Origin of the sequence: Methanosarcina sp. 1.H.T.1A.1, from assembly GCF_000979295.1 — an archaeon.
Lineage (GTDB): Archaea > Halobacteriota > Methanosarcinia > Methanosarcinales > Methanosarcinaceae > Methanosarcina.
This window is the reverse complement of sequence record NZ_JJQY01000085.1, coordinates 17,252-34,795: the sequence shown is the minus strand read 5'-3', so window position 1 is coordinate 34,795 and position 17,544 is coordinate 17,252. Positions and strand designations below refer to the sequence as shown.

Genomic DNA, 17,544 nt, shown 5'->3' with positions numbered 1-17,544 from the left:
AAAAAAAGACAGTTTAAAGATAAGGGAAAAAGATAATTTTAGCCAATGTGCCTGTCAGTTCCTGAACAAGTTTTTCTGGCTAACGGCTTTTTCTGGTTAACAGCTTTTTCTGGTTAACAGCTTTTTCTGGCTAACAGCTTTTTCTGGCTAACGGCTTTTTCTGGCTCTGTATCTGCATTTTCTCTGGAAAGATGCTCTATATTAAGGTTGCTTAAATAAGGTCTGAGTATATAGGATTTATATCAACTGCCCTTTCATAGGCTTCCATTGCTTTCTGGTGTTTCTTAACTCTGTCGTATACTATTCCTTTGCCAATCCAGGCTTTTGTAAAGCTCGGGTTGATGTCTATAGCCTTTTCAAAAGCTTCAAGCGCTTCTTTGTATTTCTCAAGGTCTCTCAGGGCAATTCCTTTGTTGTACCAGAACCTTGCATTCTCGGGATTTGCTTTGATCTTGTTGTCAAAAATCTCCACAGCTTTCTCAATGTATAATTTTGCTTCATCATTCTTCTCGAGCCAGCGCAGAGCGACCCCTTTGTTGTAAAGGGCTTTTCCGTTAGTTGGGTTTAACTCAAGTGCCCTGTTAAAAGCATCAAGAGCCTCCTGATAACTTTTTATTTTACAGAGCCCCATTCCTTTCTTGCACCATTCGCTTGCGCTCATGGAGCCCATGTCGTAGTTCTTTGAATAGAGCCGGATAGCTTTCTCAAGGTCGTCCATTGCATCTTCGTATGCTCTCATCTCCCTGAGAGCCATTCCCCGCCTGTACCAGACTTCCGGGTCTTCAGGAGCCAGGGATACCGCCCGGTAGAATGCATCCAGGGCTTCCTCGTATTGCATAAGACTCAGGAGAAGTTCAGCTTTGAAGCACCAGGTTTTAGCATCAGCAGGGTTGATCTCCAGGGACCTGTCAAAAGCATCAAGAGCATCCTCGTACCTCATGAGGCTTTTGAGAACAATCCCTTTGCTAAACAGGATTTTTGCATTATCAGGGCTTATTTCCAGAGCCTTATCGTATGCATCCAGAGCTTCTGTAAACCTTTTTAGTTCATGGAGTGCAACGCCTTTATTATACCATTCATTCAAAGTCATAACTTTACCACACCTATTTGCCACACCTTTTTTGGGTTACGTTTTTCCACAGCTTTACCACATCTACCTTGAACAACAATATACTTTCAGAGCATTAAATCGGTTTTGTACTTTAGTTCCTTATCAGAAATAAGGATGGAAAAACAGTTACGCATGATAATTTACGTTTTATTCTTTTTTAAACATTTTGAAATATTCATAAACATAATTATTTTAAAAATAGAGTTTTCAAAACATACTCAGTAATAAAGTCGATATTTAGCAAATCTATGATATATTAGTAAATAACTTAATAAATTTGATATTAGTAGACTAAAATATGATTTTGAAGGGCTCAATATACACCTTGTTTCTTATAGATATCAGTTCAGTTCCGCTTTCGCCAAAAAATTCTTCAGGTTGTCCCTGAAAAGTAAATAGGTAAAGACCGGGGAAAATATCTTCTGGATAAAAAGAAGCCGATTTCTACGCGCGACCTGTATGGAAATCATTACTTGTTACCCTAATATCGAAGTTGCGGCAGAGTTCTCAAGGAACTTCAACGAAGCTATGTAATTTTGACGGAAAATCTAATTTTAATGATAAATTTGATTCTACGGGAAAATGTAATTTTAAAAGAATCTGTAATTTTAACGAAGAGACCCATTTTAAGAAGTGATCTAATAGGATTTGTAAAAAGTAATCTTTATTAAAATAATTAAAAACTAACATAAGTATTTCTGAGGAACTTACAAACTAAATGTATAGATATGTATTTCACACAATTATTTAGTAAAAGTAATAAACATAGTTGATAAGCATATTAACAGGATACAAGTAAAGAGGGCATCTTAAGGAGTGTGTAAATAAAAATCTTAAGATGCCTCAAAGAAATCTGCCGAATTTCAAACCCCGGAACAATCTGTAAGAGTATGCAGAACCTGAAAAGGAGAAAGAAAAATAAATTTCACCTTTCAATAAATCTGACTTCCTTATGACAGTATTACTGCTTATAAGAAAGGAAATTTCCTCCCGGATTCAAATCCGGTTACGTCTCAGGATCATTCCGACTCTTGCTTTCAATTCCAGAGGATTAAAAGGCTCAGCAACGTAATCGTCAGCTCCTGATTTAAAGGCTTTAACACTGTCTTCCGCTTTATCCCTTTCACTCAGCATCATAACAGGAACCCAGCAGCACCTTGGGCTGGCTTTAAGCTGTCTGCAGATTTCAAAGCCATCTGTATTCAGAAAAGCCGTATCAAGCAGTACCAGGTCTGGTCTTTCCGCATTCACTGTTTCAAGGGCTGGAAAGCTGTCCGATGCATTGACAACGTTATAGTTTTCAGCTTCGAGAACCTTCTTAAGGGTCTGGTGGACATTATGCCTATTACCCATAATCAGGATTTTTTCCCTGATATCATGAAGGTTTGCAATCCGAACTTTTACTAACTCTTCCGAAACAGAAAGAGTTCGGGCAATATCTCTTTCGCTTATTTCAGGTTGTTCTTCTATAAGCTTTAAAATTTCACGGTCAAGATTAATGTTATGCATTTCCCTCCACCTCATACAGTATAGATTTTCTTAGGTATTAAACATTTCTCAAATATTAAAACGAAGAGAGTCACTAAAAATGTACACAGTGAAACGAGAGGGAGCAGAGTTATCCAAATATTTCGGAGATTTCATATGAATCGTCTGACTACCCAATACGGAGATAAGTTTATAACCATAAATAGCAAGTTAATATTGGAAATAAGAATCACTTACGGAGAACAGCCACCTCTGAGATGATAACAATGGATCCACTTGAAAAAATCTTTGGAAAAACCGCACAGATGACCGTCCTTAAAAATCTGATCGGGCACCAGAACGAATCGACCTACCTATCAGGAATAGCAGAAGAGACCGGTCTGTCTCACTCCAGTGTCTCAAGAGTCATTACCCCGCTAATAGAGTCGGGTATTGTCATAGAAAAACCTCTTGGAAAGCAGATCCGAACTTTTCAGTTGAATATGGAAAGCGACGCGACAAGATTGATCATAGATTTTTACAATAAAATTAACCAGATGCTGGAATAAGCCATAAAGCGAATTCCAGAATGCGTAAGTTAGGGACAGGGCAATCTTACTGTTCCTTTTTTAATTTTGCATGAATAGTGTTGACTTTACGATCCTGGCAAGAACCATACTTATAAGAACCATGTTTCCAGGCCGAGTTCCGGTTTGAGCCAAACCAGGACATATTTTATTTAAGGCTTTCGACATATTCGTTTGCGGCCGTGGCTGCGATTGCTCCATCCCTCACCGCTGCTACGAGCTGCCAGATAGGAGTTTCGCAGCAGTCTCCTGCAGCATAAATTCCCTTCTCTGAGGTTTCCATCCAGCGGCCGGTCTTGATGAAGCCTTCATTATTTTTTTCCACACTAAAGAATTCGGTATTCGGGTGGATGCCCACATAGATAAAAACACCATTAGTAGAAAGCTCCCGTGATTCTTTGCTATTGAGATCCTGGAGGATAACTTTTTCGACCTTTTTTATTCCTTCCCCGCTCCCGACTATTTCCAGGACAAGAGAATTGAGGATGAGCTCAATGTTTGGAGTTGCAGACGCCCGGTCCTGAAGGACTTTTGCAGCCCTCAAACGGTCCCGCCTGTGGACAAGATATACCTTCTGGGCAACCTTTGAAAGAAGAAGAGCATCTGCAACTGCAGAGTTGCCGCCTCCCACAACAACTACAGTTTTGTTTTTGAAAAAAGGCCCATCGCAGATTGCGCAATAGGAGACTCCTTTGCTGATAAGTTCCTTCTCGCCGGGCACGTTCAGATGCTTTGGATTTGCGCCTGTGGCAATGATTAAAGCTTTTGCTTCCAGGTCCCCGCTATCCGTTGAGACTATTTTTTTTGCCCCTTCGGTCCGGGCCGAGATAACTTCAGTAATCCTGGTCTTAACCCCGGCTTCCTGAGCATGTGTTCGATATTTTTCCATCAGTTCAAGTCCGGAAATTGACGGAAAGCCAGGATAGTTTTCTACAATATCTGCCATAGAGATCTGGCCGCTGATCTCGCTCTTTTCCAGAATAAGAGTCTCAAGCCCGAAACGCACAGCGTAAATTCCCGCTGCAAGCCCTGCAGGCCCCCCTCCTATAATTATCAGGTCGTACATACTTTCCCCCCATAAACAGAAAATGAGTTCAAAAAATAAAGTTTTAACGCGCAATAAAGTTTTAACGCGCCTTCACGTAATGCGGGCTATAGCATCTACTTTTTTAGGAAGACCCGTAAAAGCAGGTTCCTCATCAATAAGAGTTGTAGGGACACCGGCTATGCCGTACTTATCAATAAGAGCCTGACCCTCCGGAGTCTCTACATCAATTTCCTCGTACTCGAAATCGTATTCCGATTGAAGGTCTTTCCAGAACCTGCGTGTTGCCGGACATGCCGTACACCAGCTGGCATGAATAAGCGTAACCTTTACCATAAAAATACATCTCCAAAAACTGCTATTGTAACCCTTATTTCTGTTATTAATTTATAAATATAAATACGTTGAGCGTATCTGAAAATCCAAAAATAGATCCACAGATTCCCTGGATAAGCCTGCGGCGCCAAAAGCTTTAAACCAATAAGCTCCTAAAGCGGGGTATGCTCACATTTATAGGGCTTGGCCTTTTTGACGAATACGATATTTCCTTAAAAGGACTTGAGGCAGTCCGGGAAGCTGACCTTGTATACGCTGAGTTCTATACTTCCTGCCTCATGGGAACAAACCCTGAAAAAATGGAACAGCTCTACGGAAAGAAAGTCCATTTACTCTCAAGGGAAGACGTGGAACAACAACCTGATTGGCTGGATGAAGCAAAAGACAAAAATGTCGCCTTCCTCACAGGCGGGGATACAATGGTCTCCACAACTCACGTTGACCTGCGCCTCAGAGCCGAAAAGCTAGGGATAGAAACCCGCCTGGTTCATGGAGCATCAATCGCCTCAGCCGTCTCAGGGCTTACCGGGCTTCAGAACTACCGCTTCGGAAAATCCGCAAGTATCCCATACCCCTACGAAAGCCGGCGAGGAGCCAGGGTAATTTCGGAAACTCCTTATGATACCATAAAACAAAACTCCGAACTTGGCCTCCATACCCTTGTCTTTCTGGACATCGATAAAGATAAAGGATATATGACCGTTAACCTTGCTCTTGAACTCCTGCTTGAGGTTGAGGCAAAAAGAGGGGAAAGTGTAATGGACAGGGCTGTTGCCGTGGGAATCGCAAGGGCAGGCTCGGAGAAGCCCGTGGTAAAAGCTGACTACGCAGAAACCCTGAAGGATTTTGATTTTGGAAAGCCTCTTCATATCCTGGTAGTCCCCGGAAAACTGCATTTCCTTGAAGCTGAAGCCCTTGTGAAACTTGCAGACGGTCCTGAGGAAATTATGGAAGAGACGGAATAAGATCAAATAAAAAACTGATCGAATAAAAAATGCAAAAAGGACTTCCTGGTGGTCAAGATGCCTGCCGATTTGAATGAAAAGGTCAACAGATATGAGGATATGTTAAAAAGAGCACTGCAGAAAGCAAAGTATGCTCCAATCCCTGACTCCCATATGCATGCAGTAGCAGTGGATTACTATACAATGGCAGAAGCCTACTATAAAGATGGAATCTACTTTCTTGAGAACGGGGACCCTGTAAACGCCCTGGCTTCCTTCAGCTATGGGCACGCCTGGCTTGATGCCGGAGCAAAACTCGGGGTCTTTGCTGTGGACGACGAGACTCTTTTTACAATTTAAGAGACCTGAAAGAACAGGACTGGAATAAAAAATAGGAATACAGTATAAGAATATAGTAACCCTTACATATATACAGGAATAGAAAGTAAGGAATCCTGAAAAAGAAAAACTGAAGGTTAAAAAGTTAATAACTAAAAAACAAACGCTAATAACTGAAAGCTGAAAAATAAAAGCTGAAAAATTAAAGAATAATAAAATATAATAAGTTGAAACTTATAGCTGAAAGTTGAGAATTTAAAAGCTTAAACTGAAAAACCATATCATAAGTAAAGTTTATAAATACAAACGCTTATTCGAAGCCAAAACAATTAATATCCTTTACTCTATTCTTTAGATTTTGTAATACTTTTCCCCACTCCGGGAATATTCTTAAAAACTTATACTAAATAACTACGGTGGATAATTATGAAGAACTTTCATGTGGTACTTGAAGCAGCTTGGTTGGTTAGAGATGTAAAAACGGCTGATGATGCAATAGGGGTTGCGATTTCTGAAGCTGGAAAACGCCTGAACCCCAAACTGGATTTTGTAGAGGTTGATGTGGGAACTACGTCATGCCCGGCATGCGATGAGCCTTTCAGCAGTGTTTTCATAGCGGCAAATACCGCTCTTGTAGGACTGGTTTTTGAAATGAAGGTTTTTGATGCCGAATCTGCGGAACATGCGGAAAGGATCGCAAAATCCGTCATCGGAAAGTCCCTCCGCGACATTCCTTTAACAGTTGTCGAAGTAACGGAATTCGAACGGTCAAACGATAAAAGCGAACCGCAGCAGAAAGGTAAGGCAAATAAATAAACAGATTTCCTTCCCTTAACCTGTTGAAAATGCCGGGGCAGAGGAAGGCGTACCTATACGGTTTTTTCGTACCGGTACGGCTTCTTATAAGACAGCTTTTCTATAGCCAGGGTTTAAATGCCTCGGGCTAAAAAAAGAAGCACCTGTCACGGCATAATTTAATAAATCAGTAATTTTATCTTTTCCTGAGTTTTTACTTTACTTAACTTTCAAGAATATATTTTATTCCACAAACTCCCGGGCCCCTCCCATACCCATAAAAAAGAGGATACTGCATGGACAGAGTAATTTCCGTAGTGGGGCATATCGCCCTTGATTACATTGTAGATGTTGAAAAAATAGCAGGACTAAACGAGTCTTCCCCTGTAATTGACTATGAAGAATATCCTGGTGGTGGGGCTGCAAATATTGCAGTTGCCATTGCAAAGCTGGGAGGAAAAAGCCAGCTGATATCTCCTGTAGGTATGGATTTCTCAAGCTCGGGATATGAGAAGCTTCTTAAGGAAGCATGTGTTGACCTCTCCCGCCTTTACAGTATTGAAGACCTGAAGCTTTCCAAGGCTTTCATTTTCACGGATCGGGAAGACAACCAGACCACCTATTTTTACTGGGGAGCATCCTCAAAATTCAAAGAGCTTGAGCCTGAACCTGCAGATTTTGTCCACCTGGCAACAGCAGACTGCGTCTACAATGCAAAGATAGCGCAGATTGCCGGCTTTGTCTCCTTTGACCCGGGACAGGACCTGGTGACTTACTCAAAAGAAAAACTCGAGACAATCCTTGCCCACACTGATATTCTCTTTGCAAACAAGCACGAAATCAGGCGAGTTTCAGAGATGACCGGAAAAACATTCTCCGAGCTCAGGGCTATGATTGATGTTATTGTTGTTACATACGATTCAGAAGGCAGCAAAATTTACACAGGCAACGATGAATGGGCAATTCCTGTAGTTTCCGTAAAGGCTGTAGACCCTACCGGAGCAGGAGATGCTTACAGGGCGGGTTTCCTGCTGGCGTACACCAGGGGATATTCCCTTCCCACATGCGGAAAAATAGGGTCAACTGTGGCTTCCTTTGCCGTGCAGACCCGGGGCTGCCAGACCGGCCTTCCAACCTGGGAAGAGATGAGATCTCGCTACGAAGCCAGCTTCGGAAAACTGGAAGCAGAGAGCTGAGATCGCAAAAAATCCGTGGGCTGCGGGCTGAGATGGGAAATATATAAAATGTTATATAATAACTCCCGAACTATAATCCGCAAATTATAACCTGGAAGTACGAAAAAACGGAATTACAGAAGAGGATGCAGATGAAAATAGCAGCACTGATTTCTGGCGGCAAGGACTCGGTCTTTGCCATCCACAAAGCCCTTGAAGAGGGACACGAGGTCACCCACCTCATCAGTATTATTCCCGCAAGGGATGACTCCTACATGTACCACTCAATCAACCTCCATATGGTAGAACTGATCTCTGCCGCCAGTGAAATCCCGTTGATCCAGCAGCAGTCCAGCGGAATTAAGGAACTTGAGCTGGACGACCTTACTCTTGCTCTGAAGAAGGTGAACGTGGATGGTGTGTCTGTAGGCGCTATTGAGTCGCAGTACCAGGCAAGCAGGGTACAGAAGATCTGCGATTCCCTCGGGCTTAAAGTCTATGCCCCTCTCTGGCACAGGGACCCTGAAGAACTCCTGTATGAGATGGCAAAAGTTCTCGATATCAGGATCGTCAGAGTTGCAGCCAATGGAATGGACCAGTCCTGGCTTGGCCGCCCTATTAATGTGAACTCAATAGAAAACCTCAAAGCCCTGAACCGCAGGTACATGGTCCATATGGCAGGGGAGGGCGGAGAATACGAAACCGTAGTCCTTGATGCTCCTTTCTTCAAAAAGCGCATAGAAATTGTAAAAAGTGAAGTTGAATGGGAAGGCGATGCAGGCTCCTTAAAGATCCTGGATGCAAGACTGGTTGATAAGAACTGATTTTTCATAACTGGCAGAAGCCCGAAAAAATATAGGTACTGCAGGAATATCCTGAAACCTCGCAGTATATACTTATTTTTATATATTATGCGAGATATTTAGTAGGTAAGGCATCTGAGAAAAAAAAAATCTTTTCTCGCTGTAAACCTCAACCAGCTCTTTTACCCCCCATATCCCCACACTTCCAATACTCAGATGCCCTATCCCCCAATACAAATTACTGATAATTCCATACACTTTTTCCATTCTGATTTTTCTCTTCATATCCTGTCTTCTCTTTGGAATGAAAGGACTGTGATTTGAAAAGTACGTTCATTTCTTTGTGCCTGTTATTTGAAGAATTTCATGTTTGTTTTTACTCAAAAAGATCACCTCCGTAAAGGTGGAAGACCCAAACATGATTACATATGGGAATATATGGGAATATATGAAAAAATATGAAAACTGGTTTAGGGAATTTAACTCCCGCAGTGAACAAATTAAAACCAGTATTCTTAAAATTATTAAGGGGTTTCGATTAAATCCAGAATTCTCAGAGCAAGGTGTGCACCGTTTGCTCCGTTGTCAATCCCTACACTTCCCACAGGTACTCCAGGAGGCATCTGGGCTATGGAGAGAAGAGCATCAAGCCCGCCAAGTTTTGCGCTTACAGGTACACCTATTACAGGTTTTTTTGTCCTGGAAGCCACAACTCCGGGAAGGGCTGCTGATAGGCCTGCTATTGTGATAAAGACTTTTGCGTCTGTACCTGAAACATAACTATCAAGCTCATCAGGGTTTCGGTGGGCAGAGATAACCATTACTTCGTAAGTGTATTTGCTCTTTTCAAGTACAGAAACCGCGCGGTTGGCGATTGATCTGTCGGACTCAGAGCCCATAATTAGTGAGATGTCGACCATTTTTTACTCCTTTGAGGCAAGTCAGGGCAGGCTTCCCTTTCCACTTAATTCGTTCTGGCGTTCGATACTCATCCTGATAAGAATTTCGTAAATTTCCTTTACCGATCCTAAATCAAGGTTGAGCTCGGTTGCAATGTTTAATGCCCTGTTTATTACAACCTCGTTTTGCTTACGGTCATTTATGGAGGTTCCATTTATTCTTTTTGATTCAAGCACTTTCTCAGCAAGGTTAACTCTTCTATCAATGAGGGAAAGGATTTCCCTGTCAATCTCCTCGATTTCTTTGCGGACAGCTTCAAGTTCACTCAAGAGGACCTCTCCCTGTTAAAGGATATCGCATCTCTGTTATTTATACTGGTCTCTATGACCTTTCCTTCCATGCCGCAACTTTCCCAGGCAGATTTAAGCTCGTTTACCTGCTCGGCCTTCACCAGTGCTGCGTAGGAAGGGCCGGTTCCGGAAAGGCTAACTCCTTTTACTCCGCACTCCAGAGCCCTGAGCATGTATTCCGTATCAAAACCAAGGGCTCCGCAGTAAAGAAAACCATTAAGTGTCATTGCGCGCTCGTATTCCCCTTCAAGGGCAAGCCCGTATGCCATTTCGACATAAGGTGCAATCAGCCGGGAACGTTTCACATTTGTGTCCGCACTGAAAGCCTTTTTTATCGGGGTAAATATCAGGACTTTTGAATCGGCTTCTTCGCGCCTGATAAGTTCCATATTTCGGTTATCAGTGACAACAATCCCACCTAAAAAGGAGGCACAGGCATCATCAAAAGCTCCTGTTACCGTAACTCCCACTTCTTTTGCAGCCCTTACCCCCAATTTTATGATCTCAAGAGGAGGCAGGATCTCACCAACTGCACGGAGAGTTGCAAGGACTGAAGCGTTTGCTGCGGCACTGCTGCTCTTGAGCCCTCCTGCAAGAGGAATTTCACTTCCTGTACTTATCGTACCTTCGAGGTCAAGCCCGAATCGCTCAAGGACGAGTTCTACACAGCGTTCTATAAGGCGAGTGTCTCCTTCAGGCATCTCTTCAATTGAGCCAAAAATGCCAGATTTACCCTCTGAGAGTTCCACCTTTGCAAAGGTTTTTAAGTCTATCCCGAACGCTGCACCTTTCCATGTCGCTATGGCGTTTATTATGGTTCCAGCCCCGAAAGCGCAGGCACGCCCTTCAAGTGTCATCATGTCCAGAATGCTCTGATCTTTAATATTTTTTACCTCTCTTCAGAGCCGAAAGTGAGGTAAACTTAAATACAGGGTTCAGGATTTTATCTGCCAAAAAGGAAGAAGCCCCCAAATATACATAGTGAAGCCAAATTATATATATTGCATATTTATCTAAACACTAATAAATACTATAAATATGGAGTGAGCATCATCTAACTTCCAGGCCTGGCCTGAGCAACCGAAAATGGGGAATCCACATAGAGACCAGAAAAGTACAGCAGACAGGCGGATCCACTTATATTATTTCTCTCCCTAAACAGTGGGCCGAAAAAGTAGGAATCGAAACAGGGATGAGAGTATCCATTCAGGCTCAGCCAGACGGAAAACTGTTGATTGACCCTATTCTGGAAGGGCACACGATAAAAACGAAAAGGATCGATGTTACAGGCTATGAGGCAAAAGCTCTGGAAAGGGATATCATTGCTGCATACCTCTATGGTTATGACAGAATGGAGTTTACCTCAAAAAGAATACTTGCCGAGCAGAAACAGGTCATCCGGAAGGTGTGTTACAAGCTCATAGGCCCTGAAATCATTGAGGAAAGCTCAAACTGCGTGGTCATTCAGGACCTTCTTAACCCCAATGAACTCCATATCAAAAAAGGTATACACAGGATGTTCCTGATTACAGGCTCCATGCAAAAAGATGCCATACGAGCCCTCAAAACTGTTGACCATGACCTTGCTCTTGATGTAAGCCAGAGGGATGACGAGGTCGACAGGTTGTGTCTTCTGATTTCCAAACAGTTTCGTTCCGTGCTTTGCGGAGGAAAAATGCCCGATTCCTCGGAAACAAGTATCGAGGAATATCATGATTTCAGAATGGCGGCAAGCCCTATCGAAAGAATAGCAGACCATTCACAGAGGATTGCAAACGTTGCCTCAAAAATGAAGGAGCCATTCAGGGAAGACGTGATGGAAGTCATAGAGGACCTCAGCAACACCTACATGGGACTCGTTAAGCAGGCAGTAGATGCTCTCTATAATGCTGACACCTCTCTTGCGAACCAGGTAATAGACAGTATAGACGGTATGAGCTCGCGTGTAACGGAACTGCATGCGTATATTCTCAAACTTGAATCCCATGAAATCATGATCTCCCTGGGGATGATCGTAGACAGTCTCTCAAGAATAGGAGACCTTGGTTCTAACATAGCTGAGATCGCCATAAATTCCGCGATAAGGGACAAATGAGGGAACAAATAAAAATCATTTATATTTTTAAGAGATGATGAATAAAAATAGGAAAAAATATAAAGGAAAGTACAGAACATCAGTACAAACATAAAAATTTAATAGGAAATGAAAAGAGTTACAGATGGGCTGAAAAAGTTCATTATAAAAAAGTTTTTTATTAAAGATATCCGGAAATCAGGCGATAAGAAGTAATTTATTTATATTCTGGTGTTATTTCACGGAGGCACTTTCTATATTTCACATAGAAAGAATGCAATGTTTGCTATTTATTCCAGGTATATCGGAAGGGAGATGTCAGTATCTCCAAGTTCTCTGATTTCCGCAGCTTAACAAATGGAAATTATTTATATGCATGGATCACTTAAATGAAAAGGTCACGAAAACACCAGTAAACCCATAAAGGAAAGCAATCCGAGAAATCCTTTGGTGTTATGCTTTTCCCAATGGAGGGAAGCCATGAATATGATAAAACGATTTAAGGTAAGCTTTTCAAAAGTGTTTAACAAACTGTTCAAGAAAAAAGGAGCATGCATAGGCATCTACGGCCCCCCCAATGCCGGCAAGACCACCCTTAGTAACCGCATTCTCAGGGACTGGGTCGGAGGCGAGGAAACCATGGGCTCGGTTTCACATATTGCCCACGAAACCAGGCATGCAAAAAGAAGAAACGCAGTCACTATCGAAACTAACGGGCATACTATCAGCCTTGATATTGTGGACACTCCCGGGCTTGCGACAAAGATCGACTTCCATGATTTCATGGAACAGGGAATGAGTGACTCAGAATCAAAGAAGAGGTCAAAAGAAGCGACAGAAGGCGTAATTGAAGCTGTCAAATGGCTGGATGACCTTGACGGAGTCATACTGGTAATGGATTCCACTGAAAATCCTTATACGCAGGTAAACGTAACCGTTATAGGGAACATGGAAGCCAGAAACCTGCCGCTTCTTATTGTAGCAAACAAAGTAGACCTTCCTGACGCTGATCCAGGAGTCATAAAGGAAGCCTTTCCTCAACACCCTATGGTACCTGTTTCGGCGCTTGACGGAGTGGGAATGGATTCATTCTACGAAGCTCTGGCCAAACAGTTCGGGTGATCAAAATGCAGGGAATCCAACTTGATCTGATATCCGAAGCCAGAATTTCTCAAATGGCTTCGATGGAAAAAGTTCGATACATAATCGATGAGGTGCGGAAAGGTAAAATCCTTGTGCTTGAAAAGGGTCTCAACCCTATGGAGGAAGCAAAACTAATTGAGATGACAATGTCAGCAATTCAGCCGGATGTGTTTTCTGGAATAGAGATGCAAAGCTACCCTGCAAACACGGACGTTTCCCTGCTGGGAAAGTTTTTCAAAAAACAGAGCAACAAGAGACTTACGGTCATAGGGCCCGCAAACCAGCTCAAAACTCTAAAAAAGGATAGGAATCTGATCAGTGCACTTGTCTCTGCAAGTAAGTAAACGAAGTGGAAACAATGTGTGCCCAGAAGACCCAAGACCTGGAAGCAAAAATATCCTCTCCCCAGCCCCTAGGCTCCTTTGAGATGGGCAGGAACGACGTTAACGTAGTCTGTACCTACGGGAAAATTGCAGTATGGTTCGGACGAAAGGTTCCTGATTACATCATAGCGCAGGTACTGATAGGAATCTCAAAGGTAGACCCTTCTACTGTTCACGAGTTTGAGATCATCTGTGACTTTGATGAGATCACGGAGTATGAAAGCAAAGGGTACATACTGGTGTCCTATGGTAAAACAGCCGGCGGCTATCGTGTAAACTACAGCATTCCGTTTTCCAACAAAAAAGCTCTCTTCCATCTATCCAGGTTCGTACTTGAAGAACTCCATAAAGGAGAGGTACGTAAGGACTTCTACTGGAACGGGAGTGACTGCGATATCCAGCGGCTCTATAAGGAATTCAAAAATAATATTGACAACTGGGAATTAAAAGCTATTAATTATAAGACTGAGCCGCAAACAAACCGTTAAAGTTCCGGCGCAGAACGGGATGAAAAGAAGCTTCCAGAAATTTATCCTGAAATCCTTACCAATAAGTTTAAGAAAATGAAAAAAGGTTATCTGGAAGGGATTTCAGGAATTATAATCTCAATATTTCTAGTGTTTACAGTCGTAGTCTCAGGAACTCCGCCAGTTTTGAGATTATTATTCAGTTATCCGGTAGAATTAAGTAAATAAAAAGTTAAGCAATTATTATAATTATTACTTTATTGAGAACTCAACTCAATACTTTTTGGAGAACTTATATGAAAAAAGATCAGGTAAAAGACTGCGAAGATGTAATCTCATCAATGGAATTTATCGTGGAAAACATCAACGAGGTGATTAAGCTGCTTGACCGCGAAGCTATAATATGCATGCTTCAGAAGATCCTGGGAGGGGAAAGGGTCTTTTTAATGGGAGCAGGGCGGTCCGGGCTTGTTGCCAAAGCTTTTGCAATGAGGCTAATGCATCTCGGGTTCACTGTGTACGTTGTAGGAGAGACCACAACCCCCGCTGTCCGTCCACAGGATGTTGTGATTGCCATTTCGGGATCTGGAGAAACCCGTTCCATAGCAGACCTGGGAAAAATAGTAAAGGATATTGGCTCAACCCTCATAACTGTCACCTCCAAAAAGGAGTCCACACTCGGCAAAATCTCTGATATTGCCATGATCCTTCCGAGCAAGACCAAAAATGATCATGATGTAGGCGGCTCCCTTGAAAAAAGCATGAGAGGAGATTACAAGAATTCACCTCCGCTGGGAACTGCTTTTGAAATCACCTCACTTGTTTTCCTGGACTCGGTAATTGCCCAGTTGATAACGCTTACAGGTGCTTCGGAAGCAGAACTCAAATCCAGGCACACAAATATCGAATAATGGATTGAGCATTGAATAATGGCTTTAAAATAACCGTTAAAATAACCGGGAACCGGAATAGTGGGTAACTTAAGAAAAAGCAGGATTTTAAAGGATATAATTTGCAGGGATATAAGGAGGGCGCAACTTGAAGGAAATTAAGTTTTCAGAAAACGTATCCAGGATAGATACATCCGGAATCAGAAAGATTTTCGAAGCTGCAGGCTCAGATGCCATCAACCTCGGATTAGGGCAGCCTGACTTCGATACTCCCGAACACATAAAAGCCGCAGCAATCAAAGCCATAAATGAAGGTTTTACAGGCTACACCGTAGGTTCCGGAATCCCTGAACTGAGAGAAGCCCTGAGCCACAAATTCCAGGAGGAAAATGGGTTTTCGGTCTCACCTCAGGAAATAATTGTAACCTCAGGAGCATCTGAAGCCCTTACCATTGCCCTTGCAGCCCTCCTCAATACGGGAGATGAGGTCCTGATCTCAAATCCCGGATTTGTGTCCTATAATGCCCTGACGGAGATCATGAACGGAAAGGTGGTAAGCGTCCCCCTTGCAGAAGACCTTACTATGAAGCCGGAATCAGTTCTTGAGAGAATTACCCCTAAGACAAAAGCCATTATCCTTAATTCCCCTTCCAACCCAACAGGCGCTGTCTCAAACAGGGCAGATATCAAAGCTCTTGCCGAGATTGCAGACGACCACAACATAACCATCATTTCTGACGAGGTCTACGAGTACTTCATCTATGAAGGCGAACACGTAAGCCCTGCCAGTTATTCGGATAATGTGGTCACTGTAAATGCGACCTCAAAAAGCTATGCTATGACAGGCTGGAGGCTCGGGTACCTGGCAGGCAGAAAAGAGTACATAGCCCAGATGCTCAAAGTGCACCAGTATATACAGGCGTGTGCAAACTCAGTCGCTCAGAAGGCTGCATATGCCGCAGTGACCGGACCAAAAGACTCTGTCAATGTCATGCGTGAAGAGTTCCGGAAACGCAGGGACGTGCTTGTAAAAGGGCTCAACGATCTGGGGATGGAATGTGCTCTTCCGAAAGGAGCTTTCTATGCCTTCCCTAAAGTCTCAAACTCCGCAGAGGTCGCCTCAAAACTGATCTCAAATGGTGTTGTCGTTGTCCCGGGAACAGCCTTCGGAAGCGCAGGTGATGGTTACATAAGGATTTCCTATGCAGCTTCAATGAAAGATATTGAAAAATCCCTGAGTATTATGGAAAAAGTGCTCTGAGACTTTTTTAAAGAGAAAGATCTTTTCTCTTCCTTTTTTCCAATTCCTTTATTCAAACTCCTTTTCAGGTCTCTTTTCTCTTTTCTCTTTTCTCTTTTCTCTTCCTTTTGTTCAACTTTTCCTTTTCTTTGCACCTCTATTTTTATTCAGTTCCCTGTTTATGGGAAAACACCGTTTACTTTGGGAGTATTTATATTGAGGCATCCAGATACCTTGATATAAAGAAAAGAGCTTTTTGCAATTTTTCCACTGTCAGCTAATCGATATTATTTTGCAATGAGCTTTTTTTAACCAGTGATATTTCCAAAAATATTCCTGCGCATCGGAGGTATTCGCTGAAAGCGGTCTGTATAAAAAAGTATGTGTCACCAATAAGGGGAATTTCTGGATGTTTCCACAAGAATAGTTTCGGAAGAGAAGTATGAAAAAGCGATCTATGTTCCCGCTGGCTGCAACTAAGGGAACTCTTGTGTTCATATCTGTTTTTTTGTTGCTGAGCCCTGCTTCCGGTTCAGCGATCTCAACTCCAAACAGATCAAATGGCTATTTTTACGGAAGCGCAAACACCATAGAAGTTCTTCTGCTGGAAACCCTCGAAACTCCGGCTTTGCTTTTCACCCCGGAATCCTCACCTCCTTTAACAGGAAGTAGAGAAGGAAAAAATAACCACCTTGAGATAATGAGCCCCTTCTTAATCCTGGTTGCAGGCATCCTTGCCGGTTTTAATCCCTGCCTGCTTGCAGTAATGGCTTTCCTGGCTTCTGTCACCCTTGCCCAGCAGGGAGGAAGAAAAGAGATGCTCAAAATTACCCTGGGCTTTTCTGCAGGAATTTTCACCATGTATATGTTTGCAGGGATAAGCATTTTGAGTACTGTCAGTTTCCTGCCTGAAGTCCGGAGTCATTTTACGGTAATTACAATCCTGCTGACTACCTTGCTGGGGCTCTGGCACATTTATGATGCCTACTGGCTGAGAACACATGCAAAATCGACCTTCAGGACTCCGAAATCCCTGAAGGACTTTATGAGCAGGATGGGTGAAAAAAACCTCCTGCTTCTGTCCTTCCTTGCAGGAAGCATGTTCTCCCTGGTCAAAGCCCCCTGCGTCGGAGCAATCTATCTCTCAATCCTGAGTATGCTGGCAATAAAAACCGATATAGCAAGAGGAATAGCATACATGGGAATATACAACCTTGGACTTCTGCTGCCTGTAATGTGCCTTGGCCTTTTGCTGGCCTTCGGACTCAGCCCGAAAAAAGTCACGGAGTTCAGAGAAAAAAGAAGAGTGGAGATAAGGCTGATAACAGGGCTGATTCTTATTGTCCTCGCCCTGCTGATGCAGCTCAGGATACTCTGAGTAGCCAGAAAAAGATATGAAATTCTGATTCTGGCTAAAATCGGATTCTAACAAAAATCAGATTCCAACTAAAATCGGATTCTGGCCTAAACAACAAATCCTGCATGAAACAGGGTT

21 protein-coding genes are annotated in these 17,544 nt (G+C 42.8%); 13 read left to right on the top strand and 8 right to left on the bottom strand.

Features of this window, described 5'->3' with window-relative positions:
* Positions 1-211: 211 nt before the first annotated feature.
* Complete coding sequence (locus EO95_RS08305) at positions 212-1,090, bottom strand: tetratricopeptide repeat protein (RefSeq protein WP_048133761.1); 879 nt, start codon at positions 1,088-1,090, stop codon at positions 212-214.
* Positions 1,091-2,107: 1,017 nt separating this feature from the next.
* Positions 2,108-2,620: a response regulator gene (locus EO95_RS08300; RefSeq protein WP_048133817.1), complete on the bottom strand. Its 513-nt coding sequence runs from the start codon at positions 2,618-2,620 to the stop codon at positions 2,108-2,110.
* Positions 2,621-2,865: 245 nt separating this feature from the next.
* Between EO95_RS08300 and EO95_RS08295 the strand changes: the two genes are divergently transcribed.
* Positions 2,866-3,147: a helix-turn-helix domain-containing protein gene (locus tag EO95_RS08295; RefSeq protein ID WP_048066210.1), complete on the top strand. Its 282-nt coding sequence runs from the start codon at positions 2,866-2,868 to the stop codon at positions 3,145-3,147.
* 166 nt (positions 3,148-3,313) lie between these two features.
* Here the strand turns inward: EO95_RS08295 and trxB are convergent, their stop codons facing one another.
* Positions 3,314-4,231: a thioredoxin-disulfide reductase gene (gene trxB / locus EO95_RS08290; RefSeq protein WP_048133759.1), complete on the bottom strand. Its 918-nt coding sequence runs from the start codon at positions 4,229-4,231 to the stop codon at positions 3,314-3,316.
* 72 nt (positions 4,232-4,303) lie between these two features.
* Positions 4,304-4,546, bottom strand: a complete 243-nt coding sequence (locus tag EO95_RS08285) for a thioredoxin family protein (RefSeq protein WP_048133758.1) — start codon at positions 4,544-4,546, stop codon at positions 4,304-4,306.
* A 164-nt stretch (positions 4,547-4,710) separates the two neighbouring features.
* Here EO95_RS08285 and dph5 point away from each other — a divergent pair, with 164 nt between their 5' ends.
* The 5 genes from dph5 (at position 4,711) to EO95_RS08260 (ending at position 8,623) form a co-directional block, all read left to right on the top strand.
* Positions 4,711-5,511, top strand: a complete 801-nt coding sequence (gene dph5, locus EO95_RS08280; RefSeq protein ID WP_048133756.1) for a diphthine synthase — start codon at positions 4,711-4,713, stop codon at positions 5,509-5,511.
* A gap of 57 nt (positions 5,512-5,568) precedes the next feature.
* Positions 5,569-5,850 (top strand): DUF357 domain-containing protein, encoded by a 282-nt coding sequence (locus EO95_RS08275; RefSeq protein ID WP_048133755.1) that lies wholly within the window; start codon positions 5,569-5,571, stop codon positions 5,848-5,850.
* Positions 5,851-6,255: 405 nt separating this feature from the next.
* Positions 6,256-6,645: a DUF555 domain-containing protein gene (locus EO95_RS08270; protein ID WP_048133753.1), complete on the top strand. Its 390-nt coding sequence runs from the start codon at positions 6,256-6,258 to the stop codon at positions 6,643-6,645.
* A gap of 275 nt (positions 6,646-6,920) precedes the next feature.
* Positions 6,921-7,820, top strand: coding sequence for a carbohydrate kinase family protein (locus EO95_RS08265; RefSeq protein ID WP_048133752.1), 900 nt, complete (start codon positions 6,921-6,923; stop codon positions 7,818-7,820).
* Positions 7,821-7,951: 131 nt separating this feature from the next.
* Positions 7,952-8,623, top strand: a complete 672-nt coding sequence (locus EO95_RS08260; protein WP_048133750.1) for a diphthine--ammonia ligase — start codon at positions 7,952-7,954, stop codon at positions 8,621-8,623.
* Positions 8,624-8,701: 78 nt separating this feature from the next.
* On the opposite strand, the gene EO95_RS08255 is transcribed toward EO95_RS08260, so the two are convergent.
* The 4 genes from EO95_RS08255 to EO95_RS08240 form a co-directional block, all read right to left on the bottom strand.
* Positions 8,702-8,887 (bottom strand): hypothetical protein, encoded by a 186-nt coding sequence (locus EO95_RS08255; protein ID WP_048133748.1) that lies wholly within the window; start codon positions 8,885-8,887, stop codon positions 8,702-8,704.
* Positions 8,888-9,126: 239 nt separating this feature from the next.
* Positions 9,127-9,522 (bottom strand): AIR carboxylase family protein, encoded by a 396-nt coding sequence (locus EO95_RS08250; protein ID WP_048133747.1) that lies wholly within the window; start codon positions 9,520-9,522, stop codon positions 9,127-9,129.
* 21 nt (positions 9,523-9,543) lie between these two features.
* On the bottom strand, positions 9,544-9,831 hold the full coding sequence (locus EO95_RS08245; protein WP_048133745.1) for a chorismate mutase: 288 nt from the start codon (positions 9,829-9,831) through the stop codon (positions 9,544-9,546).
* Positions 9,828-10,709 carry a shikimate kinase gene (locus EO95_RS08240; protein WP_048133815.1) on the bottom strand — a complete coding sequence of 294 codons (882 nt, stop codon included), beginning with the start codon at positions 10,707-10,709 and terminating at the stop codon, positions 9,828-9,830. The genes EO95_RS08245 and EO95_RS08240 overlap by 4 nt, the downstream gene beginning before the upstream one ends.
* 242 nt (positions 10,710-10,951) lie before the next feature.
* Here EO95_RS08240 and EO95_RS08235 point away from each other — a divergent pair, with 242 nt between their 5' ends.
* The 7 genes from EO95_RS08235 to EO95_RS08200 all read left to right on the top strand — a co-directional run bounded on the left by EO95_RS08235 (position 10,952) and on the right by EO95_RS08200 (position 17,427).
* Positions 10,952-11,947: a phosphate uptake regulator PhoU gene (locus EO95_RS08235; RefSeq protein ID WP_082105980.1), complete on the top strand. Its 996-nt coding sequence runs from the start codon at positions 10,952-10,954 to the stop codon at positions 11,945-11,947.
* Positions 11,948-12,406: 459 nt separating this feature from the next.
* Complete coding sequence (locus EO95_RS08230) at positions 12,407-13,048, top strand: Era-like GTP-binding protein (RefSeq protein ID WP_048133742.1); 642 nt, start codon at positions 12,407-12,409, stop codon at positions 13,046-13,048.
* Between the two features lie 5 nt (positions 13,049-13,053).
* Positions 13,054-13,413: a DUF2073 domain-containing protein gene (locus EO95_RS08225; protein ID WP_048133813.1), complete on the top strand. Its 360-nt coding sequence runs from the start codon at positions 13,054-13,056 to the stop codon at positions 13,411-13,413.
* Positions 13,414-13,427: 14 nt separating this feature from the next.
* Positions 13,428-13,940, top strand: coding sequence for a hypothetical protein (locus EO95_RS08220; RefSeq protein WP_048133740.1), 513 nt, complete (start codon positions 13,428-13,430; stop codon positions 13,938-13,940).
* A gap of 275 nt (positions 13,941-14,215) precedes the next feature.
* Positions 14,216-14,830, top strand: coding sequence for a 6-phospho-3-hexuloisomerase (gene hxlB, locus EO95_RS08215; RefSeq protein WP_048133738.1), 615 nt, complete (start codon positions 14,216-14,218; stop codon positions 14,828-14,830).
* A 127-nt stretch (positions 14,831-14,957) separates the two neighbouring features.
* On the top strand, positions 14,958-16,070 hold the full coding sequence (locus tag EO95_RS08210) for a pyridoxal phosphate-dependent aminotransferase (RefSeq protein ID WP_048133736.1): 1,113 nt from the start codon (positions 14,958-14,960) through the stop codon (positions 16,068-16,070).
* A gap of 421 nt (positions 16,071-16,491) precedes the next feature.
* Positions 16,492-17,427, top strand: a complete 936-nt coding sequence (locus EO95_RS08200; protein ID WP_235282925.1) for a cytochrome c biogenesis CcdA family protein — start codon at positions 16,492-16,494, stop codon at positions 17,425-17,427.
* Positions 17,428-17,544 lie beyond the last annotated feature (117 nt).